Annotated in this window: 21 protein-coding genes; 15 read left to right on the plus strand and 6 right to left on the minus strand. The window is 44.5% G+C overall.

Translation table 11 applies throughout. The features are described 5' to 3' along the window. Positions 1–24 precede the first annotated feature (24 nt). Positions 25–2,061, plus strand: a complete 2,037-nt coding sequence (locus tag V1358_RS14835; RefSeq protein WP_347394027.1) for an EAL domain-containing protein — start codon at positions 25–27, stop codon at positions 2,059–2,061. A 134-nt stretch (positions 2,062–2,195) separates the two neighbouring features. On the opposite strand, the gene V1358_RS14840 is transcribed toward V1358_RS14835, so the two are convergent. Beyond that, the gene (locus V1358_RS14840; RefSeq protein ID WP_347394028.1) at positions 2,196–3,488 is read right to left on the minus strand and encodes an alkaline phosphatase; all 1,293 of its coding nucleotides are present in this window, start codon (positions 3,486–3,488) and stop codon (positions 2,196–2,198) included. Between the two features lie 83 nt (positions 3,489–3,571). Between V1358_RS14840 and V1358_RS14845 the strand changes: the two genes are divergently transcribed. The 3 genes from V1358_RS14845 to rnd all read left to right on the plus strand — a co-directional run bounded on the left by V1358_RS14845 (position 3,572) and on the right by rnd (position 7,514). Further along, positions 3,572–4,435, plus strand: coding sequence for an alpha/beta fold hydrolase (locus tag V1358_RS14845; RefSeq protein WP_347394029.1), 864 nt, complete (start codon positions 3,572–3,574; stop codon positions 4,433–4,435). 226 nt (positions 4,436–4,661) lie between these two features. Then, positions 4,662–6,326 (plus strand): long-chain-fatty-acid--CoA ligase FadD, encoded by a 1,665-nt coding sequence (gene fadD / locus V1358_RS14850; RefSeq protein WP_347394030.1) that lies wholly within the window; start codon positions 4,662–4,664, stop codon positions 6,324–6,326. Between the two features lie 45 nt (positions 6,327–6,371). Next, positions 6,372–7,514 (plus strand): ribonuclease D, encoded by a 1,143-nt coding sequence (rnd, locus tag V1358_RS14855; protein ID WP_347394031.1) that lies wholly within the window; start codon positions 6,372–6,374, stop codon positions 7,512–7,514. Positions 7,515–7,591: 77 nt separating this feature from the next. Here the strand turns inward: rnd and minE are convergent, their stop codons facing one another. From minE to minC, 3 genes are read right to left on the minus strand one after another with little or no spacing between them, the layout of a single operon-like run. After that, on the minus strand, positions 7,592–7,852 hold the full coding sequence (gene minE, locus V1358_RS14860; RefSeq protein WP_347389888.1) for a cell division topological specificity factor MinE: 261 nt from the start codon (positions 7,850–7,852) through the stop codon (positions 7,592–7,594). 1 nt (position 7,853) lies between these two features. Further along, positions 7,854–8,663, minus strand: a complete 810-nt coding sequence (minD, locus tag V1358_RS14865; RefSeq protein WP_347389887.1) for a septum site-determining protein MinD — start codon at positions 8,661–8,663, stop codon at positions 7,854–7,856. 5 nt (positions 8,664–8,668) lie between these two features. Beyond that, positions 8,669–9,367 carry a septum site-determining protein MinC gene (minC, locus tag V1358_RS14870; protein WP_347394032.1) on the minus strand — a complete coding sequence of 233 codons (699 nt, stop codon included), beginning with the start codon at positions 9,365–9,367 and terminating at the stop codon, positions 8,669–8,671. A gap of 169 nt (positions 9,368–9,536) precedes the next feature. Between minC and V1358_RS14875 the strand changes: the two genes are divergently transcribed. From V1358_RS14875 to V1358_RS14890, 4 genes are all read left to right on the plus strand, one after another. Then, positions 9,537–9,818 (plus strand): YcgL domain-containing protein, encoded by a 282-nt coding sequence (locus tag V1358_RS14875; protein WP_347390102.1) that lies wholly within the window; start codon positions 9,537–9,539, stop codon positions 9,816–9,818. Positions 9,819–9,909: 91 nt separating this feature from the next. Next, positions 9,910–10,899 (plus strand): lytic murein transglycosylase, encoded by a 990-nt coding sequence (locus V1358_RS14880; RefSeq protein WP_347390101.1) that lies wholly within the window; start codon positions 9,910–9,912, stop codon positions 10,897–10,899. Between the two features lie 64 nt (positions 10,900–10,963). Beyond that, positions 10,964–11,464: a YcgN family cysteine cluster protein gene (locus V1358_RS14885; RefSeq protein WP_347394033.1), complete on the plus strand. Its 501-nt coding sequence runs from the start codon at positions 10,964–10,966 to the stop codon at positions 11,462–11,464. 144 nt (positions 11,465–11,608) lie between these two features. Further along, positions 11,609–12,001, plus strand: coding sequence for an STAS/SEC14 domain-containing protein (locus tag V1358_RS14890; protein WP_347394034.1), 393 nt, complete (start codon positions 11,609–11,611; stop codon positions 11,999–12,001). A gap of 122 nt (positions 12,002–12,123) precedes the next feature. Here V1358_RS14890 and V1358_RS14895 read toward each other — a convergent pair whose 3' ends face one another. Together V1358_RS14895 and V1358_RS14900 are read right to left on the minus strand one after the other, a co-directional pair. Continuing rightward, positions 12,124–14,490, minus strand: coding sequence for an ATP-binding protein (locus tag V1358_RS14895; RefSeq protein WP_347394035.1), 2,367 nt, complete (start codon positions 14,488–14,490; stop codon positions 12,124–12,126). A gap of 226 nt (positions 14,491–14,716) precedes the next feature. Next, a complete protein-coding gene (locus V1358_RS14900; RefSeq protein WP_347389882.1) occupies positions 14,717–15,166 on the minus strand; it encodes a hypothetical protein in 450 nt (149 codons plus the stop codon). Positions 15,167–15,498: 332 nt separating this feature from the next. Between V1358_RS14900 and V1358_RS14905 the strand changes: the two genes are divergently transcribed. The 7 genes from V1358_RS14905 (at position 15,499) to V1358_RS14935 (ending at position 22,208) form a co-directional block, all read left to right on the plus strand. Continuing rightward, positions 15,499–16,770: a sugar MFS transporter gene (locus V1358_RS14905; RefSeq protein WP_347394036.1), complete on the plus strand. Its 1,272-nt coding sequence runs from the start codon at positions 15,499–15,501 to the stop codon at positions 16,768–16,770. A 335-nt stretch (positions 16,771–17,105) separates the two neighbouring features. Next, a complete protein-coding gene (locus V1358_RS14910) occupies positions 17,106–17,861 on the plus strand; it encodes a DUF3450 domain-containing protein (RefSeq protein WP_347389880.1) in 756 nt (251 codons plus the stop codon). A 12-nt stretch (positions 17,862–17,873) separates the two neighbouring features. Next, a complete protein-coding gene (locus V1358_RS14915) occupies positions 17,874–19,241 on the plus strand; it encodes a MotA/TolQ/ExbB proton channel family protein (RefSeq protein ID WP_347394037.1) in 1,368 nt (455 codons plus the stop codon). Between the two features lie 3 nt (positions 19,242–19,244). After that, entirely contained in the window at positions 19,245–19,772 is a 528-nt protein-coding gene (locus tag V1358_RS14920; protein WP_347389878.1) for a MotA/TolQ/ExbB proton channel family protein, read from the plus strand. Positions 19,773–19,820: 48 nt separating this feature from the next. Continuing rightward, positions 19,821–20,231, plus strand: a complete 411-nt coding sequence (locus V1358_RS14925) for an ExbD/TolR family protein (protein ID WP_105214017.1) — start codon at positions 19,821–19,823, stop codon at positions 20,229–20,231. A gap of 10 nt (positions 20,232–20,241) precedes the next feature. After that, the gene (locus tag V1358_RS14930; protein ID WP_347394038.1) at positions 20,242–20,847 is read left to right on the plus strand and encodes an energy transducer TonB; all 606 of its coding nucleotides are present in this window, start codon (positions 20,242–20,244) and stop codon (positions 20,845–20,847) included. Positions 20,848–20,903: 56 nt separating this feature from the next. Next, complete coding sequence (locus V1358_RS14935) at positions 20,904–22,208, plus strand: tetratricopeptide repeat protein (RefSeq protein ID WP_347394039.1); 1,305 nt, start codon at positions 20,904–20,906, stop codon at positions 22,206–22,208. Positions 22,209–22,383 lie beyond the last annotated feature (175 nt).

Raw genomic sequence — 22,383 nt, forward strand, 5'->3', positions numbered from 1 at the left:
AAAATAAGTATAAGTTAGTCTATTTTGCACCACCGCGTTCTTGAAGGTTTCACTCGTGGAGCAGCCAAACTAGCCGTTAATACAGTTGTATTGTCTTTACGTGAAGGGTATGTAGCGCTCATTCCGTTTTTTGTGCTGGCGGCGCTGTTATCTTTGGTTAGCCATTGGCTGGGGTATGGGGAGGCTTCGTCTTTCCTGCACTTTTTTACTTCACTCAATGCCATTGTTTGGGGCTTATTCCCCGTAGTTACCTTATTGTCTTTCACATACTACTTGGCAAAAAATCTGAAACTCAACACCATCGCCGTGCCGATACTGGTGTTGATTTGTTTTTGCACTGCGACACAGTACTTACTGTTTTTTGACGATGGTTCTGTGCGAGTGAATTACGGCGGTGGGTTGATTTTCACTATTGCCATGCCGATTTTCTGCTGTTACCTCATACACCGACTGTTAGATATTCGAAAGTTTAAATTAGGTCCTGCATCAAGCATTAGTTTATTCCTAAACAAACACCTTAATTTGATATTGCCATATATTATTGTACTTGTTGCGTGTTTAGCTGTTTTTCCTTTGATTGAAGCCACATTGAATAGTTTAAGTAACGCGTTCAATAGTTGGGTAGTCAACAAAAGCGATGGCGCGCAATTAGCATTAAATGTAATTGGTACTCATATAATGTGGTTTTTAGGTGTTCATGGCGATACAGCGCAGCACATCACTGGCTTATGGGAACAACGAGATATCTCCGATAGTTCCGTATACCTCAATAGTTTTGTAATGGTCGGTGGTGTCGGTGGAATGTGGGGGCTGGTGCTGGCCTGTTTTATTCATGGACGGGCATCTTACGAATCTTCGATTGCCAAGCTAGGTGCACCACTGGTTGTTTTTAACCTTAGCGAGGTGATGGTTTACGCGTTACCCATTGTGTTTAACCCGTATTTCTTGGTGCCATTTTTAACAGTGCCACTGACCAATGCATTGCTTAGTGAAATGGTTTTTTCTACCGGGGTGTTAAGTATTAACACCAACGCGACCAATGTGCCTTGGTTTATGCCTGTATTGTTTAATGGCTATTTGTCTACCGGAAGTTTTGGTGGCGCGTTATGGCAAGTAGTGCTGATTTGTGTCAATGCGCTAATGTATTTGCCATTTGTTCGTGCAAACAGTCGTCACAATATCTCAGGACGTGAACTTGACGTATTGATAAAACGCGTCAGTGCAGGGCGTCAGTTGGAGCGACAGGTAGAAGCGCAATTCGCACGTCGCGACAATGAAAAGATTGCACAGCAAAAGCAACTTAATAGAGCAATTAAAGAGCTTAAACACGGTATGTTGTGTTTGTACTACCAGCCTAAGGTATGTAACAAAAGCCACAAACTGATTGGGTATGAGGCGCTTTTGCGAGTTAAAAAGCAAGATGGCTCCATCATCGCTCCGTGGTTTATCGATATTCTGGATAAATTTGAAATGATGGATGTTGTTGATAGCTTCGTTATTGATCAATTGGAATTAGACTTGTTGGAGTTTAAACGCCACAGCTTCTACCCAAAGGTTAGTTTCAATATTTCCCCACAGAACCTAATTAACAGACGATACAAACGAGTCATCCGCGCCTTTAGCAAATTTCCAGAACAGGTCGAGGTAGAAATCTTGGAGTCGACCTATATCGACGATTTTATCCGTACCCAAGAGGTAGTCGCAGCGCTTAAAGAAAATGGGATCCGCTGCGCTATTGATGACTTTGGTACTGGGTATTCGTGTCTGAGTATAGTGAGTAAGCTCAATGTAGATACGATTAAGTTTGACCGCAGTTTATTGCCTGAAGATGAGCACGATAAAGCGATACACCTCTATAAAAGCTTATCTCAGATGTGCCACCAACTCGGCTTTGAAGTGATTGCTGAAGGTGTAGAGAGTGAGTTTCATATTGACTATATGCGTGATCTCCCGGTGGACCAGTTGCAAGGCTATTACTTTTCAAAGCCTTTAAACATAGAGCAAGCTATCAGAGAGTGCGCGACGCGACGTCGTATAGATACAAAAGCAGCGCGCCGATAACTCGCCCCAGGATGCAAAACGTAAAAAAGCCGCTCTTAGAGCGGCTTTTGAGTCTTCAGTTTTCAGTAGGGTTGTTAAACTATGTTAACAATCACTATGAACAGTAACTCAATATTGATGGAATATCAATAGTGTTATTTTTTGTTAATGAATGAGATGAGTTTGGTTGCAATTTCTGTGTTGTTTTGCGAACCAATAAATTGCTCATACCCAGCACCATGGGCGAAGACCTGCACATCAATAGCTGTGTGACCTGATGTTGTCCAACCGGTAAAGCTCGCTTCACTGATCAACTTTTTAACCGCCATTACTAAGGCTTCTTCGCCAACTTGTTTTGCTTGTGTTAACAAAACTTCACGTTCTTTGGTGTATTCCAGACCGCTGTCGGTTTCCCACTGTAATTTCATGTCCTCGCTGGCCATGAGTCGTTCAGCGAGTACACCAGCGGTCGCTTTCACGCCCTTAACAACATCAGCTTCCCATTTATATTGGCCCTGGGCACCAATTGTTAAGCCACCGGTTGAATGGTCAGCTGTCACTACCAAAATGGTGTCTGGATTTTTTGCGATAAATTCTTTTGCGACGCTAATTGCACCTGCAAAATCATCCATCTCTGCCATTGCGCAGGCGATATCGTTAGCGTGGCCACACCAATCGATTTGGCTGCCTTCGATCATGATGAAAAAAGGATTGTTGTTTTGCTCTAACAACGACAGTGCCTTTTTAGTCATCTTAGTAAGACGCGCTTTATCGCTATCAAGTGCAAAAGGTAAACCTTTAGCCGCATACAAGCCGATAGCTGGGACTTGCTCGATTTGGTCGAGTTGCGCGAAGTTATCACTGTATTGGTAACCCGCGGCAACGAACTCGTTAACTAAGTTACGGTCTTCACGGATAAAGTACTGCGTACCACCACCTAGCATAAGATCCACCGGTAATTTACCGTTTATCTTATTGTCGATGTAATCGTTGGCGATATCGTCATAGTTACCACGGGCTTCATTGTGCGCTGCGAAACTTGCTGGGGTAGCGTGGTTGATTTGTGACGTAGCAACGAGTGCCGTGGTCATGCCTTGCTCTTTTGCTATTTCTAGCATGGTTTTGAGGTCTTCTTTTTTGGTATCAACCGCGATTGCGCCATTGTAGCTCTTGGTCGCTGTAGAAAGCGCTGTAGCACCTGCCGCACTATCTGTCACAACGGTGTCATCGTCAGGGTAGGTGTGTGCCATACCTGTTAACATAGAATCGAACACGGTAGGGTCGACTACTTTGGTGTTTGGATCATCTTGATAATAGCGATAGGCTGAAGTGTAAGCTGGGCCCATACCATCGCCAATCATATAAATAATATTTTTCGGGGTGCTTTGTCCTGCGCTGACAAAAAAACTTGCTAGTGAAAGCGTTGCTAGTGTAAATGTGCGTTTCATGTCTATATCCTGTTGTGTGATGTCGTCATTCTAACCCGTCAAATGAATAATGAAACCGCAATGCGGTAAAAAACGGAGCTGTTTTGGAAACTTTTTCACTATCGACTAGAACGCTGACCTTAAAGGGAATATCCAATACTCAGTCTGCCTTTGGAGCCCCTCATGATAAGGTAGTCGTTGCGCTTCACGGTTGGCAAGATAATGCTGCAAGCTTCACCCCGCTGATGGAGGCTTTGGGCCCTGATGTGCCGATGTTTGCGTTGGATTGGCCCGGTCACGGATTGTCTGATTGGCGTTCACCAGACGCACATTATTATTTCATTGATTATGTGGACGACTTACAGCAAGTATTAGCTAAGTGCCGAGCAAAAGAGATTCATCTTGTTGGTCACTCGATGGGAGCTATGGTTGCGTCACTATATACCGCATGCTTTGCTGAGCAACTCAACAGCCTTACTTTAATCGAAGGGGTAGGGTTGGTCTGTGCGAGCCCAGAGGAGTCCACGGAGTTATTAAAGAGAGCCTTAGTTCAGCGCATGCGTGCACCTAAATTAAGGGTTTATGATTCGGCACAAGATTTAATAGCGAGACGCCTCGCCGTGAGTGATTTTGATGAAGCGATAGCGACCAAGTTAATGCAAAGGAACATCCAAACGACCGCAGCGGGTGTGACACTGCGCACAGACCCACGAATTAAACATTATTCAGCTTTTCGCTATAGCCCTGACCAAGCACATGCACTATTAGCAGACATCAATTTGCCAACACTATTGATAAAAGGGATCAGCGGTTATCAACTTGTGCGTGATAATGAAACTGATTTTTCTCGTCATTACAATAATTTAAGGGTAGAGTCGGTTGTCGGGGGGCATCACTGTCATATGGAAAACGCACAACTTTGTGCGCGCTTAATTGGTGCGCATCTGCATCAAAATGGCGCAATCTAATTGTAACTTTGACGTAAATGTGGGAATATCCCAAGAATTAGAGCTTTTGCTCAATTGTTATAAATTACAACTTAGATTAAGGTTAGTAGTGCTGTTGGTAGCATTATGGACCATTTAGCTACTTGGGCTGTAGTGTGGCGTCGTGCCTTGATAACGCCGTATCTTACGCCAAGATTCATGACTTCTAAGATAAACCATTATAAGAACAAATTTATAGGAGCCTAGTGTGGAGAAAATCTGGCTAAAGCGTTATCCGAAGGGTTGTCCAGAAACCATCGATCCCGCTCATTACGACTCTCTTCTGACACTTTTTGAAAAATGTTTCAGTGACTACGCACAACTACCTGCATTCCAGAATATGGGTGTTGTACTAACGTATCAGCAAATTGACGAAGCGACCAAAAAGGTTGCTTCTTACCTGAACAATGATTTAGGTCTAAAGCCAGGCTCCAAAGTAGCTGTCATGATGCCTAACTTACTGCAAACGCCAATCAGTATTCTAGGCGTTCTTCGTGCAGGTTGTGTTGTGGTTAACGTGAACCCGCTTTACACCGCTCGCGAGTTAGAACATCAACTTAACGACTCCGAAGCGGATGCGATTTTCATTTTGGCAAACTTCGCCCATACGCTAGAAAAAGCAATCAGCCACACTAAGGTGAAACACGTTATTGTTACTGAAGTCGGTGACATGGTTGGTGGCATCAAAAAGCATCTCGTTAACTTTGTGGTAAAATACATAAAGAAAATGGTTCCTGCATACAACTTAAAAGACACCATTTCTTTTGCTCAAGTAATGAAACAAGGAAACGCGGCAACCTATCAACGTCCTACTGTTACTTTAGACGACTTAGCGTTCTTGCAATACACGGGCGGTACAACCGGTGTGTCAAAAGGCGCCATGCTTACTCATGGCAATATGGTTGGAAACTTAGAGCAAGTATCTGGTTGTTTAGATAACATTCTAGAGCGTGGTAAAGAGGTCGTTGTTACAGCACTGCCGCTTTATCATATCTTTGCACTCACCGCTAACTGCCTTACCTTTATGAAATACGGCGGCCTGAACTTGTTGATCACCAACCCGCGTGACATGAAGGCTTTCGTTAAAGAATTAAAAGACAATAAATTCACAATAGTAACGGGCGTAAACACTTTATTTAATGGTTTATTAAATGCTGACGGCTTTGCAGACATTGATTTCTCTGGCCTGAAAATGTCACTCGGTGGTGGTATGGCTGTCCAACGTCCAGTGGCTGAGCGTTGGCAAAAGGTAACGGGTACACGCTTGGTTGAAGGTTATGGTCTTACTGAGTGTTCACCACTTGTAACAGTGAGCCCGTACGACCTTGACGGTTATAATGGCTCGATTGGTCTGCCCGCACCAAGTACTGACATTAAATTAGTACTCGATAACGGTGAAGAAGCGCCAAAAGGTGAACCAGGCGAGCTATGGGTTAAAGGCCCACAGGTAATGAAAGGCTACTATAATCGCCCAGATGCAACCGCAGAGTGCTTAAAAGATGGTTGGTTTGCGACGGGCGATATCGCCACGTATGACGATGAGGGCTTCTTTTACATTGTCGATCGTAAGAAGGACATGATCCTTGTTTCTGGCTTTAATGTATTCCCGAACGAGATTGAGGAAGTAATTGCCGATCACGAAGGTGTGCTTGAAGTGGCCGCTGTGGGCGTCCCACATGAAGTAAGTGGCGAACAAGTTAAAGTTTTTGTTGTGAAAAAGGACCCGTCTTTAACGGAAAAGGATATAATAAAGCATTGTCGCGACAATCTAACTAACTACAAAGTGCCTAAGTTAGTTGAATTTAGAGATGAATTACCCAAAACCAATGTGGGTAAAATTTTGCGACGAGCGCTTAAAGACGAACAAAAATAATGAATCACAAACCGGCATCAGCCGGTTTGTTTTTGAGGAGTAAAAGTGGAATATCAGTTAATCACTGAGCAGCACACATTGGATCAATTTGTAGAAGCTATCAGTAATGCGCAAGTACTCGCCATCGACACTGAGTTTATGCGCCGTCGTACACTTTACCCCGAAATTGCCTTACTCCAAGTATTCGACGGTAAGCATTTAGCTTTGATTGATCCGCTGACTGAGATGGACTTCTCTTCGCTCTGGCAATTATTAAAAAACCCAAATATTCTCAAAGTGTTGCATTCACCGTCGGAAGACATCGAAGTATTCCAGAACTTTGCCGGTTTTGTTCCACAGCCTTTATTCGATACTCAGTTTGCATTGCAGCTATTAGGCTCCGGCAATTGCGTCGGTTTTGCTGCCATGGTTAACATGCGTTTAGGAATTGAGATTGATAAAAGCGAGTCACGTACAAACTGGTTGCAACGCCCCCTAAGAGATAGCCAACTGGAATATGCAGCGGCTGATGTTGCTCATCTATTGCCATGTTTTATGCAGATTGTCGAAGAGATTAACGCCAAAGGCTGGTTTGATATCGTCATCGCTGAATCGCAATTAATCTCACAAAAAAGGGCGTACCAAACACCGGATGAGTTTCTGTATCGTGATGTTAAAGGTGCGTGGCAGTTAAATCCTCGAGATTTGGCTGCTTTGCGTGAGTTATCGGTTTGGCGCCGACAAAAAGCGCAGCGTAAAAATTTAGCCCTTAATTTTATCGTCAAAGAAGCCAATATGGTGGAAATCGCCAAGCGTCGACCAAGCTCATTGAACAGTATGCGCAACATTCCGGGCATTGACCCCATGGAAGTCAATCGCTCAGGCAAAGAAATGTTAGCGTGCATCGAGCGTGCAAAGGAAATCAGTGAAGAGCAATTACCTGAAAAGGTGCTGCGCTTAATGGATTTTCGTGGTTACAAGCAAGCAGCGAAAGAAATTAAACAGAAGATCACGGCAGTGAGCAAAGAAACCGGTATTCCGGTAGATGTGTTTGCCAGTAAAAAGCAGATAAACCAGCTCATAAGCTGGAATTGGAAGCTTACAGCCGAAGAAAGGCCAGCAATGTTTGCACCGGATATATTGCAACCGTGGCGAGCTGAGTACTTACAAAAGTCGTTAGAAAAATGGGTGCCATCACACGATGCCTAAATGCCCATAAGCAGTACAGTACAAATAAAAAAGGAAGCCATTGGCTTCCTTTTTTGCACCCGATCGTCAAAAAGTGATTACTTTTCTTCGTCTGGCAAGGTCACGTTGAGCTCTAATACTGCCAAATCATCTTCGTTTTGTTCTAGTTGCACTTGAACAGCATCAGCATCAATCGGAACGTATTTGCGGATCACTTCCAAAATATCTTGCTTTAATTGTGGCAAGTAATTGGGAGTTCCACGTTGTGAGCGCTCATGAGCAACGATAATTTGCAGACGCTCTTTTGCCATTGAGGCGCTGGTTTTTTTCTCTGAACGAAAGTAATCAAGTAATGACACATTATCCTCCGAAAATCCGTTTAAACAGGCCGCGTTTCTCTACGTCCAAGAAGCGGAATTCAACTTGTTCACCCAATAAGCGATTAATCGCATCGTGATACGCTTGACCCGCGTCAGACTCGCTATCAAGCACAACAGGTTGACCTTGGTTCGACGCGTTAAGCACCGCTTGCGATTCTGGGATTACACCCAGAAGATCAATGGCAAGAATGTCGTTCACATCTTCAACCGAAAGCATTTCACCGCGTTGAACTCGCTCAGGATTGTAGCGTGTCAGCAATAAGTGCTCTTTGACTGGCTCAAGACCTTCTTCTGCGCGGCGAGATTTGCTTTGCAAAATGCCAAGAATACGGTCTGAATCGCGTACTGATGACACCTCTGGGTTGGTTGTCACAATTGCTTCGTCAGCAAAGTACAATGCCATCATCGCACCTGCTTCAATGCCCGCTGGCGAGTCGCAAACGATGAAATCAAAATCGTTTTTAAGGTCATTGAGAACTTTCTCAACGCCTTCTTTGGTCAATGCATCCTTATCACGCGTTTGCGACGCTGGAAGAATGTAAAGCTTATCAACGCGCTTGTCTTTGATAAGCGCTTGGTTAAGGTTTGCTTCACCGTTGATAACATTCACAAAGTCATAAACTACACGACGCTCACAGCCCATGATCAAGTCAAGGTTACGCAGACCGATATCGAAGTCGATAATCGCTGTTTTAAACCCTTTCAGTGCAAGGCCAGTACCAATTGCAGCGCTAGAGGTTGTTTTACCTACACCGCCTTTACCAGAAGTTACGACAATAATTTTTGCCATGTGTTTTATCCTTTAACCAAAGCTGATATATGAAGTGAATCTTGGCGCTGGCGAATACAGGCTGGTTGGCCCCATAGCTCACCTTGCAGTGAATCACTGATCCAATAACTACCATTAACTGAAACGAGTTCCGCTTCGAGTTTTTGACAGAATATTGTGGCGTCTTTGTTACCTTGCGCACCAGCAATTGCTCGGCCACGCAGAGTACCGTAAATGTGAATATGGCCATCGGCGATGACTTCGGCGCCGTGACTGACTGAACCTAACACAATTAAATCGCGACCTTTGGCATACACTTGTTGCCCAGAGCGAACAGTGGCTTCAATAACCAAAGTAGGCTCTACTTGCTCTTCTTGTGCTGTAGGTTTTTGTGCTTGAGGTTTAGTTTGTTGAGAGTCTTTTGAATAGTTCAGTACTGAAAAGCCAGCTTCCTTGGCGGCCTTGTGTTGTTCTTCATCACCGCTACACACACCCACTGGATTAAAGTCCAATCCCTTTAACAGGGTTTTGAGGTGTGAAAAATCAAGATGAATACCGTCTAGCGCTTCGAGATTAACGACGATAGGAGCACCAGCAAAGAATTTTGGAGCTTGCGCAATTTTGGCGCCGAGCTGATTGCTCAATGCGTCAAAGTCCGACGTTAGTAAACGCAGTACTGAAAGTGTGAAGAGATTCCCTTTTAATTCGAATAATTGTTCCGACATAAGCGCTCATACTTGTGTGGCCGAATTATTAGTATCACCGAGTTGTGCGTGTGAACCTGAGTTTACGCAGATTTCGGTGTTGAGCTTGGCCACTAAACTTACCACATAAATAATGTCTCATGGTATAGTGTCAAAGTATGTTTCGCAACAACTTAAAGGCCTTAAAAACATGCTGTGTGCAGTATATAAGAGCAAGAAAAAACCAGATACCTACCTTTACTTGCCAAAACGTGATTTTTTTGATGATGTACCTAAGCCACTTATGGATATGTTTGGTACCCCGAAATTCGTAATGTTGATTAATCTTGCAACAAAAACACAGCTTGCATTAGCCGATATTAACAAGGTTAAGGAAGAATTAAGCGACAAGGGGTTTTATTTACAACTTCCCCCTCCGACAGAAAACTTGTTGGACGAATTCAAAAAGCAAAATGGAGTAGAGCGTGATTAAAAAAATCAGCAAGTATTTAGCCAGCGCATTCAAGCCTGCAACTAAGTCCACACTAGGTGTGGTAGTAGCAGCAACGTTATCGTTTCCTTCTCTGGCGGACTCGCAGATAAAAAGTGTTGAACAGCAACAAGCAGCTTTCGACGCTTATGTAGCTAAATTGAAAGTGGAAGCGCTGGACAAAGGCTACAGTGAGCAGCTCCTCAATGAGGCATTTGCCACTATTCAATTTAAACCTAAGGTGATTAGCGCAGATAAGAACCAGCCGGAAGTTAAAGAAACGCTGGAAACCTATCTGCCAAAGCGCGTACCTGATTGGAAAGTTCAGCAGGCCCGTGAACTGTATAAAAAGCATCAAGATATACTCGAAAAAGTGGCTGCTGAATATGGCGTGCAAGCACGCTTTATTGTCGCATTGTGGGGCCTGGAGAGTAATTTTGGGCGCATCCAGGGCGGATACCCTGTGATCTCGAGCTTAGTTACGCTGGCCTATGATGGTCGTCGTGAGGCTATGTACAAGAACCAACTTTGGGCGGCGCTGGACATTCTTAAAGACGGCCATATCGACCTAGAAAACTTTAAAGGTTCTTGGGCAGGCGCAATGGGGCAAACGCAGTTCATGCCAACATCGTTCAACTCTTATGCTGTGGATTACAATGGTGACGGGCGCAAAGATATTTGGACAACGCAAGAAGACGCTTTTGCATCGATTGCTAATTACCTCAAAAGTGTGGGCTGGAATGATGACCTGACTTGGGGGCGTCAAGTAAAACTACCGTCTGATTTTGATACCAGTGCTATTTTAAAGCGCGGCACTCGCACTCACAAACAATGGCTTGAAGAGTGGGCGAAATCGGAGCGTTCATTAACGCAGTGGAATGAGCTTGGCCTCAAGCGTATGGATGGTTCAGACTTACCCCAGCGCGACATTACCGCTGCATTGGTGATGCCGGATGACACTAACGGACGTATGTATTTGGCATATGACAATTACAAAGCGCTAATGAACTGGAATCGCTCTTATTATTTTGTCACGAGTGTTGGTTACCTTTCGGATCGCATCGGTTACCCGGCTATCCAATAAGTGTTCAATAGCATGTCGCCCCAATAGTTTGATATACTACGCCCCGAATTAATGGGGCGTATTTATGTTAGAAAACAAGTTCTGGGAAACAAAAACTCTTGCACAAATGAATGAGCAAGAGTGGGAAGCTGTGTGTGATGGCTGCGGTAAATGTTGTTTAAACAAATTTATCGACAGCGATGAAGAAGACGATGAGTCTGACTTCGCAAATGAGTTACGCCCTGGCGAAGAGCTCCTGTTTACCAATATTGCTTGTCACTACCTAGACAATAAAACCTGCAGTTGCAGCGCGTACGACCAGCGTCAAAAGCTGGTCCCTTCATGCGTAAAACTGACAAAAGAGAACATGGAGCAGGTTTACTATCTTCCTCTAAGTTGCAGTTATCGTCGTCTCCATGAAGGGCGCGGCTTAGCTAGCTGGCACCCGCTGCTCAACAAGGGCAAAAAATCAAAAATGCATGCTGCCGGTATAAGCGTGCGCAACAAGATAGTTAAAGACTCAGACGTATACATGGAAGACATCGAGGAACACATCGCTGATTGGCCTAATTTCGATTGCGACTGAGCCAGCTTAGCGTCATGTGTTTAGCGCATTTTACCTGTCTATAAATAGTCATCAACATTGGCTTTACACTTGCCAAAAAGCTGATAGCATCGGCGCAAAGAACAATGGCTAATTCCTTGTTGATGGCGGAGCAGTTGTAGCTAGATGAATAGATTAAGTCAGGGCACCACAGACGTTAAATTAAATGGCCAAGTGATTGAAGCGATATTTAGCGGCAGTTTTAATGAAAATGCCATCAATGAGTACGCTCGAAAAATCAAAGCCATTATCGACACCCTTCACAGCGCAAAGTTTGCGATGCTGGTTGACGACCGTGCCGTTGAAGGTGGTACGCCAGAAGCTTATGCAGCACTTAATAAATACAACGAATGGTTAAATTCCCAAGCGCTCGTAGCCAAAGCGTTTGTCATTGATAGTTCAATGACAAGGAGCATTTTGAAGCAACGGACCCCAGCATTGGGAAAACAAAATGTGGCGTACTTCGAAGACGTCGCGCAGGCGAGGGAATGGCTGCAAAACCAACTTGCGGCTGCTTGAATCAACACCTTAGCGGCCGTTAGACACAGCAACAACTATCATACTTGTGTCAAAACAGCCCAGTTCTGTCGATAGTATCCCCAGTTAGGCATTAAACGCGGTACCGGTGATATAAAGGGCCGTTAACCCTTGCGAATTTGAGGGAAAAACTCATTGAGTGTTGTCAGCAGTTGCTCAAATTCTACCGGTTTGGCTAGGTAGCCATCGAACCCCTCTTGTTGATATTTGTAAATATCTTCTTTCATCACGTTTGCGGTCAAGGCAACAATTGGTGTCGCTATTCTGGCCGCCTTAATTTGTTTGCAAGATTCAATGCCATCCATGTTAGGCATTTGAATATCCATAAATATTAGGTCGAGGCTCAAGTTGGTCGCTTGCTCTAGTGCTTCGATACCATCGCAGGCGAAATGCAATTGGGCACCCGTTTTGGATAACAGGGCTTCGATAACAATACGATTTATATGATTGTCCTCAGCTATTAAGATACTGTATGGCGTCAAATCGGGTAGCTTCTGTTCAGGAGTACTTTGATTAACCTCCACGGCTTTATCTGACTCTTCAAACGGCAAGGACACTGAAAAGTGAGTACCTTCATTTTCAGTACTTGAAACATCGATTTTACCGCCCATCAAATCAACCAAGGAATTGGTAATGGCCATGCCTAATCCAGTGCCACCATATTTGCGTGTTGTTGATGCATCGGCTTGTTCGAATCTATCGAACAAACGTGCCAAGGCACTTTGCGACATACCGATACCCGTATCGCTGACGTCAATTACAAAGCCCTTTGAGCGACCTCTGGCAATGTGTAACGCTACTTTACCTTGCTCTGTAAATTTTATGGCGTTGCTGCAAATATTAAGCAGTATTTGTCTTAGTCTCACGGAATCACCCAGCCATTGGTCGTGTTCTAACGTATTGGTAACTGTAAATACAATATCTTTATCAGCTAACAACATACGTAGATCAGACTCAAGGGAGTTTAAAAGTGCAGACAACGAAAATGGATGTGGATCTATATCTAGCTTACCCGCTTCAATCTTCGAAAAGTCGAGTATATCGTTGATCAGCGTATTGAGAGCGCGGGTCGAATACAATGCTTTGTCTATCAAATCCAACTCACGGTCGCTGGTGATGGATTTACTTAATAGTTGCAATGTGCCGTAGATACCATTCATGGGGGTACGTACTTCGTGGCTCATGTTAGCCAGAAAGGCACTTTTAGCGTCGCTCGCGTGCTCGGCTTCAGCTTTGGCCTTGAGTAGTTGTTGTTCATGTCTTTTGCGTTCAGAAATATCGCGCAAAATACCAATATATAGTTTTTCACCTTCGCCATCATGCACATTAACGGCCAGCTCAATTGGAAATTCTTGTTGCTCACTATCAATCGCCAGTAGCTCTCGATTAACGCCGATAATGGTTGTTTCATCTGTACCATTGTGATTAAGCATGTAATCCTTGTGCAAATGAGCGATATGGTCGGGCATCAGTTTTTCTACGTGCTCGCCAATCAAGTCATCCGCAGAGTATTTAAACAGCTTTTCACCGGCGGGATTAATCGAGCAAATGATGCCGTCAACATCTGTCATGATTACGGTATCACTTAAGTTAAATAAAATGGTCTTATGCTGCTTGTTGGCTTGGTCGTATCGGCGTTTAATCACAGCTAGCATGTTCTTTTTTATTTTTATTTCTTCATCAAGAGTTTTATTTTGCTCTTCGGTTCGAAGCTGCGCCATCAAGTCGCTTGAAAGCGCAAACCACAGGGCAACACCATAAGCGAGCAGTCTTAATATATGCCACCCCCACCATGGCAAGTCCCACAGTTGTGATTGTTGGAACATAATCGCGGCAAAACCGAACATAGAGCAATGTAAGACGAAGAGCAGGTCATCAGAGAGATTATGTGATTTGTAGGCCCAAAACAGCTTAATCGCGCTTAGTAGCAATAAAATGCCACCGCAGGTATTTAGAAATTGCGCGATTGGTGTAAATCCGTTGGAGTCTGTCATCAGTGGAAGAAAATCGTTTAATAGTGCAGACAAAAATGAAAATACAACGGCAAAGATAAGCACCAGCTTTGGCCAACTAAAAGTGAACTTTACGCGCATTCTTTTAGGTAACAACACCACAGCAAACAGCAGGCCGCCAAAGAAAGTGGCACAAGAGTGTAGCCATACAAATAATTGACCGGGAGATACAAGAGCGTGTGCGCCATCAATGATGCCCATGCCTACCATCGCGCCGGCGATAGGCATGTTAAAACTGGTGCCAATTCCTTTTCGCTCTAACGCCAGCAACAAGTAGGCAACGAACAGCGCTATGAAGGACCCTGCAATTTCAACGGCGGTATGAATAGGTATGTTAACCCAACGCCAATCAGACAGCTGGTTCAGACCCAAATACAAAGAAAATATGTGGACAAGGGCACTGATTATGATAATCGCAACAATTGTACGAGGTTTTATGTGATGCTTGACTGTGCTCACCTATTAGCACCCACAAACGAGCGAAAGCTTAATTCTCAAAGCGTAGCATATTAGTGTGGTTATAGCTGTAAATTGCAAAAATTGTCTCTATTTTTCAATCTATTATTACAACAAAAATGGCAAAGATTTGAAAAGCAATAATAACTGCTTTTTGCGCCTGCTATTGATAGCCCGTGATGAGTTGGCCCAATACAGCTGGGCCAGATAAATACAATGGATTGCGTCGTTATTTCATAATGACTTCACGCATCCTGTATTGACCGGTGAGTGACCTCACTTTTGGATATTCTTTGGAAATTTTTCGGGCATTTTCGCGATTTGCTTCACCCCACTTCTCCATGAAGGCGAGGTATTTTTCTTTGTTCGGCTCAAGATCGGATGCTTTTTCAAAAACAACGACTAACACCATGTTGAAATCGCCGCTTTGCGGTAGGTCGCTGGCATATATTTTCCAGTCTTTTATGTAGCCAAGCTCCTTTTGCATTTTCACTGCTTTGACCCAAGAGTCCCTGAGTCCTTCTAAATAGACATCGCCCATGTTGGGATCGATTTTAACTGTGGTGATTTCCAGGATGGTCGTGCCTAAATCATAGTCTTTATAAACTTCTAATTGAGCCGATACGTTGGTGGACAACAAAATCAACAACGCGCTAAGTAACAATGCGAACTTGTTCATCGCGTGTCTCCTTTTTCGTGCTGAGCGGCAACATTGCCACAGGCGAGGTAATTATAGGCGGTTGATGAAAATTCACGGCGCTTAGGCGAGGGGATAGCACACAAATAGAGGGATTAAATCTAGATTTAGGAAAGTGAATAAGCGTTGTTATTGCAACTAAAGAGGAACATTTATCTTGATTTGCTCAGCCTTAGCTGAGCTTTGCATGAACTAAGTTATTTTTCTCGATACACAAAAGTTACTGAGTTTAATGGAACGTTCCGATTTATTCTTTGTGATTTTGTTAATTTGATGTGTAGAATCAAAATCAACAAGTATAAGGAGAACAACACGTGAGTGAGATAAATACCAATCAGGCTTACGTTGCTGCGGCAGATAATCAAAGAAACTATACCTTGCCGCTCGCAGCGATGACGACCCTATTCTTTTTATGGGGCTTCATCACGGTAATGAACGATCTTTTGATCCCGCGATTAAAAGCCGTTTTTGATTTGACCTACACCGAAGCAATGTTAATTCAGTTTTGTTTCTTCGGTGCCTACTTCATTATGTCTTTACCGGCGGGTTATCTAGTTAAACGCTTTGGCTACAAAAAAGGTGTGGTGAGCGGCTTGATCATCGCTTCAACCGGCTGCTTACTGTTTTACCCAGCTGTAGCCGTTCATGAATATTGGCTGTTCTTAGGTGCGTTATTTGTTCTGGCTTCGGGTGTAACGATTTTGCAAGTGTCTGCGAATCCTTATGTAGCGGCACTTGGTCCGGCTAAGACCGCACCAAGTCGACTAAATCTAGCGCAGGCTTTGAATTCTCTGGGTACAACAGTAGGGCCTATCGTTGGTAAGTTTCTACTTTTCGGTGGCAGCGCAGCGCTAGCCGTAGAAGCTGCAACCGCGGATTCCGTCAAAGTGCCGTATCTCTTCTTAGCAGCCGCTCTGCTAACCATTGCCGTGGTTTTTGCGGTGTTAAAGCTACCCGAAATCAAAGAGCACTCAGAGGAACATGATTGCCAAGCCAAAGGCCATTCGTTAACTGAAGCACCACACCTAGTTTTCGGTGTACTTGCTATTTTTTGTTATGTGGGCGGTGAAGTAGCTATTGGTAGTTTCTTCGTTAACTTCTTAGGCGAAGCTGATATCGCTGGATTAGCAGAGCACGAAGCTGCAAATTATCTAGCTTATTATTGGGGCGGCGCGATGGTTGGACGCTTTATTGGCTCGGCAGCACTGCAAAAAGTTGCGGCGCACAAGGCGCTATTATTTAACGCGTGTATGACGATCACCCTACTACTGGTGACCATCAACACATCTGGCTTAGTGGCGATGTATGCCGTCATTGCCATCGGTCTATTTAACTCAATTATGTTCCCAACAATCTTTACGTTGGCAATTCAGTCACTGAGCTCACTAACAAGCCGTGGTTCGGGTTGGTTGTGTTTGGCAATTGTTGGTGGTGCGCTGGTACCTTTATTACAAGGGTACGCCGCAGATACGATTGGCCTACAAACCAGTTTCTACATCCCTATGGTGTGCTACATATTCATTGCGTGGTATGCGATGAGTTTACCTAAGCTACTCGGTAAGTGGCAGGCTAAGTTAGGCAATTAATCAATAACATCACCCCGGATGTTTCAAGCCAGCTCAATTGATAGCTGGCTTTTTTGTTTATTGCTTTGAATACGTATTCATAGGTGTAATTTACGCATGCCAATTGGAACGTTCCATATCAAGGTAGATATTAGGTCCTCCTATCAATTGTTCATTTTATAGCGACCCGTTATGGTCGAGGTTGTGGCTCTCTTTGTAAGTCAAAATTGTTACAGCTGTAACCAAACTGTATTAATAGCGCAACACGCCTGTCACTTTTCATCTCTACACTTTCGAGCATCTTAAATCACGTCGGTATTCCGACTAGGCATCAAGCTAACGAAAAGGTGTATGCGATGAAAGGCGTTAAACCACTCATTTTGGCTTCAATTGTAGCTGCGTGTAGCACACAGTTGATGGCAAATGAACTAGACACAGTGAAAGATAAGAGCGGTGAAATCAATAAACTGGCCACTGCGTCTCAAACAAAAATCGATAACATTGCGGACAACATGCAAACGCGTTTGCAAAAGTTCAAAGCATTAAACAAAGAGATCGATGGCTTAAGCGTTTATAACGCGCAGTTGAATAAACAAATCAGCAACCAAGTTGAAGAAATGGCTAACTTGAATGCGTCAATGGATCAAGTGTCGGTCATCGAGCGTCAAATCACGCCTTTGATGCTGCGCATGATTGAAGGTCTGGAGCAATTTGTCTCTTTAGACGTTCCTTTTCTAGAGCAAGAGCGTGCCCAGCGCGTTGCTCACCTTCGTAAATTGATGGACCGCGCAGATGTGGCATCAAGTGAAAAATTCCGCCGTGTACTGGAAGCTTACCAAGTAGAGGTTGATTATGGTCGCACAATCGAAGCGTACACCAGCCTACTAAGCGTTGATGGCGTTGAGCGAGAAGTTGATTTCTTACGCATCGGTCGCCTTGAGCTTATCTACCTTACTCGCGATGGCAAACAAGCGGGGGCATGGGATAAAGACACCAAGCAGTTTGTGAAGTTGGATGATTCAACTATCAACCAAATCAACAAGGGCCTACGCATTGCCCGTAAGCAGCTAGCCCCAGATATGTTAACCCTGCCAATCCAAGCTGCGGAATAAGAGGTCCCGACCATGAAACTAGTTAAGAAATTTACTCAAGGTGCCGCATTCGTAGCATTGACGGCAATGTCTAGCGCAACACTTGCAAATGATGCAATGGATTTAGACGCGCTATTGAAAACACTTGAGCAAGGTAAAGTTGCCCAGTCGCAAGAAAACCAACAACGTGAAAAAGAGTTCCTTGCCCGCCAAAGCGAGCAAATGCAGATGCTTCGCAGTGCAGAGCAATCTCGTAACTTGAAATTACAAGAATCAGAGCGCCTAGAAACAAACTTTGAAGAAAACGAAGTGAAGCTTGCGCAACTGAGCGACACATTGCAAAACCGCATGGGTACACTTAAAGAATTGTTTGGTGTACTCCAGCAAGTCGCTGGTGACAGCTCAAACAAGTTTGCAACGTCAGTGGTGTCTGCACAGCTTCAAGGCCGTGATGTATTTATGGACGACCTCGCTCAGAAAATGGGTTCGACTTCTAAGCTGGCATCAATCGAAGACATCGAAAAAGTATGGTTCGAACTGCAGCGCGAAATGACGGAGCAGGGTAAAGTGTCTCGATTCAACACCGAAGTGATTGTTGAAGGCGGAGCTAAACAAAGCAAAGAAGTGATGCGCGTTGGTGCTTTCAACTTAATCGCTGATGGTAAGTACCTTGAGTACAACAACGTAACAAATACCCTGTCTGAATTGAATCGTCAGCCTGTTGCGCGTTACACATCAAGTGCCGCTGAGTTACAACAAGCCAAAGATGGTTTTGTACAGTTCGCACTGGACCCAACAGGTGGTTCAATTCTAGGTCTGCTTGTTCAAGCCCCTGACACTGAAGAGCGTGTACATCAAGGTGGCACTGTGGGTTACGTTATCCTAGCGGTAGGTGCATTGGCACTGATTATTGCCCTTGAGCGTTTCATCTCGCTTATGCTAATCGGCGGCAAAATCCGTCGTCAGCTTAAAGACAATGTTGCCCGTGACGACAACCCTCTGGGTCGTGTAATGAAGGTGAAAGACCAATATCCAGACGTTGCGTACGATACGCTAGAGCTCAAACTATCGGAAGCAATCTTACGCGAAATGCCGAAGATCACCCGTAATCTAACGCTTATAAAAATCATCTCTGTCGTCGCGCCACTGTTGGGTCTACTGGGTACAGTAACCGGTATGATCAATACCTTCCAAGCGATTACCTTGTTCGGTACAGGCGACCCTAAACTGATGGCGGGTGGTATTTCACAAGCCTTGGTTACCACGGTACTGGGTCTAGTTGTGGCAATCCCAACTGTATTCCTCTACACGCTATTGAACACGCGTTCTAAAAACTTATTGCTTATCTTGCAAGAGCAAAGCGCTGGTTTAATTGCTGAGCGTAGTGAGAAAGGAGCGTAAATCATGGTGCTATTGATTGATTGGATCAATGCAATTCGTGATTTTCTCGACACAGGTGGCCAGGTTCTCCTGGTCATCGGCATCCTCATCTTCGCGATGTGGTTGCTGATACTAGAGCGCTTTATGTATTTCTTCGGTGGTTACGTGAAATACAAAAAGTCTGTACGCGCGACGTGGTATGACCGCAATGAACGTAACAGTTGGAACGCAGAGCAAATTCGCCAAGCGATGATCTCTCGCGCAGGCATGAAGCTTAATACCAACCTGGCCTTAATCAATGTCATGGTTGCCTTATGTCCACTGTTAGGTCTACTCGGTACGGTAACCGGCATGATTGAAGTATTCGATGTGATGGCGGTGACAGGCACAGGTAGTGCACGCTCTATGGCATCAGGGGTGTCCAAAGCGACCATCCCCACTATGGCAGGTATGGTTGGCGCACTATCAGGTGTATTTGCGTCTACCTTCTTGCAGCGCCGCGCGAAACGAGAAGTCGAATTGTTAGAAGATAAGATGGTCTTGGACCACTAGTTGCGATGATTATCTGCCTGCGTCTTGGCGCAGGCAAGGAGAGACAAAATGAGAGCCCCATTAGGTAAAATTTTTCAAGAAGAAGAAGCTGAAGAAATCAACATGACGCCAATGCTGGACGTGGTATTCATCATGCTTATCTTCTTCATCGTTACCGCATCCTTTGTGAAAGAAGCGGGTATTGATGTGAACCGCCCTGAAGCGGCGACAGCTGTGAAGAAAGAACGTGCCAGCATCCTAGTCGCTATTTCAGACGAAGGTGAAATTTGGATTAACAAACGCCAAGTAGATGTACGTGCGGTCCAAGCAAACATCGAACGCTTAAAAGCGGAGAACCCGCAAGGCAGTGTCGTTATTCAAGCTGACAAAAAAGCCACGACTGACACCCTTATCAAAGTGATGGATGCAGCGCGAGCTGCGGGTGTGTTCGATGTGTCAATCGCTGCGCAAGAAGCTTAAGGAGCGATAAATGCGTTATTTAATCGCTTTAGTTATCGCCGGTATCGTCACCTTTATGCTGTTTTTGGGCATGCAAGCGCTCATTACCGGCGGTGAAGGCGCGATGACTGAGCCTGCTAAAGGTAATGTGCTCGACTTCGTACGTTTGAAACAAGAAGAGACGGTGGAGAAAAAAGAGCGCAAACCGCAAAAGCCACCGACACCCAAAGAGCCGCCACCGCCTTTAGAGTCGCCGCAGACACAGAGCAACGATGCAACTGCTAACGCGAACAACTTTGACTTTAGCGCCGACATCAGTGCGGATGTGGACTTAGGTAAAGGCCTAGCACTGGAAACCAGTGACGGTGAGTATTTGCCTATCGTGAAAGTCTCGCCGGTATATCCGCGCAGAGCCTTGTCTAGAGGTATCGAAGGTTATGTCATCGTTGAATTTACGGTGACTAAGCAAGGTACAGTGCGCGACCCTCAGGTGGTAAAAGCTGAACCACAAGACATCTTTGATAGAGCAGCAATGGATGCAGCACTGAAGTTCAAATATAAGCCGCGCATTGTTAACGGTGAAGCGGTTGAAGTGGGCGGGGTACAAAACCGAATCACTTTCCAAATCAACGGATAAATTTAGGTGCCCTTAGTGCTGGCTAGGGGCCCATGTTGCGATTTATGAGGTTTACAATGAACAAGTTAAATTCATTACTACTGTTTGCTGGTTTGTCATCAGCAACACTCGTTCTGCCTAGCATGGCAAGCATGATCCCAGGTGTCGAACTGGCATCGGTACATGCCGAACAAACAACAAAACGCGTACCGGCGCTGCGCGACAAAGTCTATAGCCAACTGGCACGTGCACAAAAATTAGCCGATGACGGTGACGTGAAAGCAGGCTTAGCGGCGTTGGACTCAGTGAAAGAACGCTCTTCAAGCATGAACGAGTATGAACGAGCCATGATGTATAACTTCTACGGTTTTATCTACTACAACGAAAACCGCTTACCAGAGGCGATTAACGCATTTGAGCAAGTGGTTGCCGAAGACGCCATTCCCGAGTCTCTGCATCTGAGCACGCTATTTTCCTTGGCGCAATTGTCTATGGCCAACGAAGATTATCAAGGTGTGGTCAATTACCTCGCGAAATGGGACAAGATAAATACTAAGCCACAGCCAGATAGCTATTACGTATTAAAATCACAAGCGTTTTATCAAATGAATAAATACGATGAAGCGTTAGCGGCGATTAACACGGCAGTCGCATTGGCAGAAAAAGACGGTAAAACACCAAAAGAAAACTGGCTTGTATTGCAACGTGCTCTTTACTATTCGAAGCAGCAGCCAAAGAAGGTGGTTGAAGTACTAGAGAAAATGATTGCCCTGTATAACAAGCCTGAATACTGGGTGCAATTGAGCGGCATGTACGGTGAAGTAGGCCAAGAAAAAGATCAGCTCGCAACGATTGAAGCGGCTTATCAGCAAGGGTTTATCAAAACGAAGAGCGACCTTCGCAATTTGGCGCAAGTGTATATGTTCAACGGCCTACCGTTCAAAGCAGCCAAGGTTATGAAACAAGCGCAAGAACAAGGCATTATCGAAGATAACGTGAAAAACAATGCGTTTATCGCTGAGGCCTATGTGCAAGCTAAAGAAGATAAAAAGTCGATTGCTTACTTTGAAAAGGCAGCAAGCCAGGAGCGCTCTGGTATTTACGACCAACGCTTGGCGGAAGTGTTGATTAACTTAGAGCTATTTAATGAAGCGGCTGATGCGGCACGTGAAGCATTGGATAAAGGCGGCCTTGATTTTGAATCCAACGCCTATGTTGCATTGGGTATGGCCCAGTTCAATTTGCAAAATTACGACGCATCCATTTTGGCATTTGAACAAGCTGAAAAGCATAAGCGTTCTGAGCGATTGGCGCAGCAATGGATCAAATACGTTAAAAATGAAAAGTTACATGCTGAAACATTAAAGCAAGCATTACTTTAACTTTATAAATCAAATTCAATTTTGTTGTAATAAACCGACATTAATTTGACATATAATCGCAACACCAAAGCCGCCTTAGGGTGGCTTTTTTCTTTTTAACAACAGCTTAAAAATTATTTTATTGTCACGTTTTCTTTAAATAAGTGTCACCCCGCTGTCATAAACCTTCCGTATT

The sequence above is a fragment of the Pseudoalteromonas pernae genome, from assembly GCF_039831865.1.
In the GTDB taxonomy this organism is placed as follows: domain Bacteria; phylum Pseudomonadota; class Gammaproteobacteria; order Enterobacterales; family Alteromonadaceae; genus Pseudoalteromonas; species Pseudoalteromonas pernae.

Excerpts from the sequence above, each read along its gene's own strand:
- V1358_RS14840 (WP_347394028.1), bottom strand. The coding sequence starts at position 3,488 with ATGAAACGCACATTTACACTAGCAACGCTTTCACTAGCAAGTTTTTTT.
- minD (WP_347389887.1), bottom strand. The coding sequence starts at position 8,663 with ATGGCAAAAATTATTGTCGTAACTTCTGGTAAAGGCGGTGTAGGTAAA.
- minC (WP_347394032.1), bottom strand. The coding sequence starts at position 9,367 with ATGTCGGAACAATTATTCGAATTAAAAGGGAATCTCTTCACACTTTCA.
- V1358_RS14875 (WP_347390102.1), top strand. The coding sequence starts at position 9,537 with ATGCTGTGTGCAGTATATAAGAGCAAGAAAAAACCAGATACCTACCTT.
- V1358_RS14885 (WP_347394033.1), top strand. The coding sequence starts at position 10,964 with ATGTTAGAAAACAAGTTCTGGGAAACAAAAACTCTTGCACAAATGAAT.
- V1358_RS14890 (WP_347394034.1), top strand. The coding sequence starts at position 11,609 with ATGAATAGATTAAGTCAGGGCACCACAGACGTTAAATTAAATGGCCAA.
- V1358_RS14900 (WP_347389882.1), bottom strand. The coding sequence starts at position 15,166 with ATGAACAAGTTCGCATTGTTACTTAGCGCGTTGTTGATTTTGTTGTCC.
- V1358_RS14910 (WP_347389880.1), top strand. The coding sequence starts at position 17,106 with ATGAAAGGCGTTAAACCACTCATTTTGGCTTCAATTGTAGCTGCGTGT.
- V1358_RS14915 (WP_347394037.1), top strand. The coding sequence starts at position 17,874 with ATGAAACTAGTTAAGAAATTTACTCAAGGTGCCGCATTCGTAGCATTG.
- V1358_RS14920 (WP_347389878.1), top strand. The coding sequence starts at position 19,245 with ATGGTGCTATTGATTGATTGGATCAATGCAATTCGTGATTTTCTCGAC.
- V1358_RS14925 (WP_105214017.1), top strand. The coding sequence starts at position 19,821 with ATGAGAGCCCCATTAGGTAAAATTTTTCAAGAAGAAGAAGCTGAAGAA.
- V1358_RS14930 (WP_347394038.1), top strand. The coding sequence starts at position 20,242 with ATGCGTTATTTAATCGCTTTAGTTATCGCCGGTATCGTCACCTTTATG.
- V1358_RS14935 (WP_347394039.1), top strand. The coding sequence starts at position 20,904 with ATGAACAAGTTAAATTCATTACTACTGTTTGCTGGTTTGTCATCAGCA.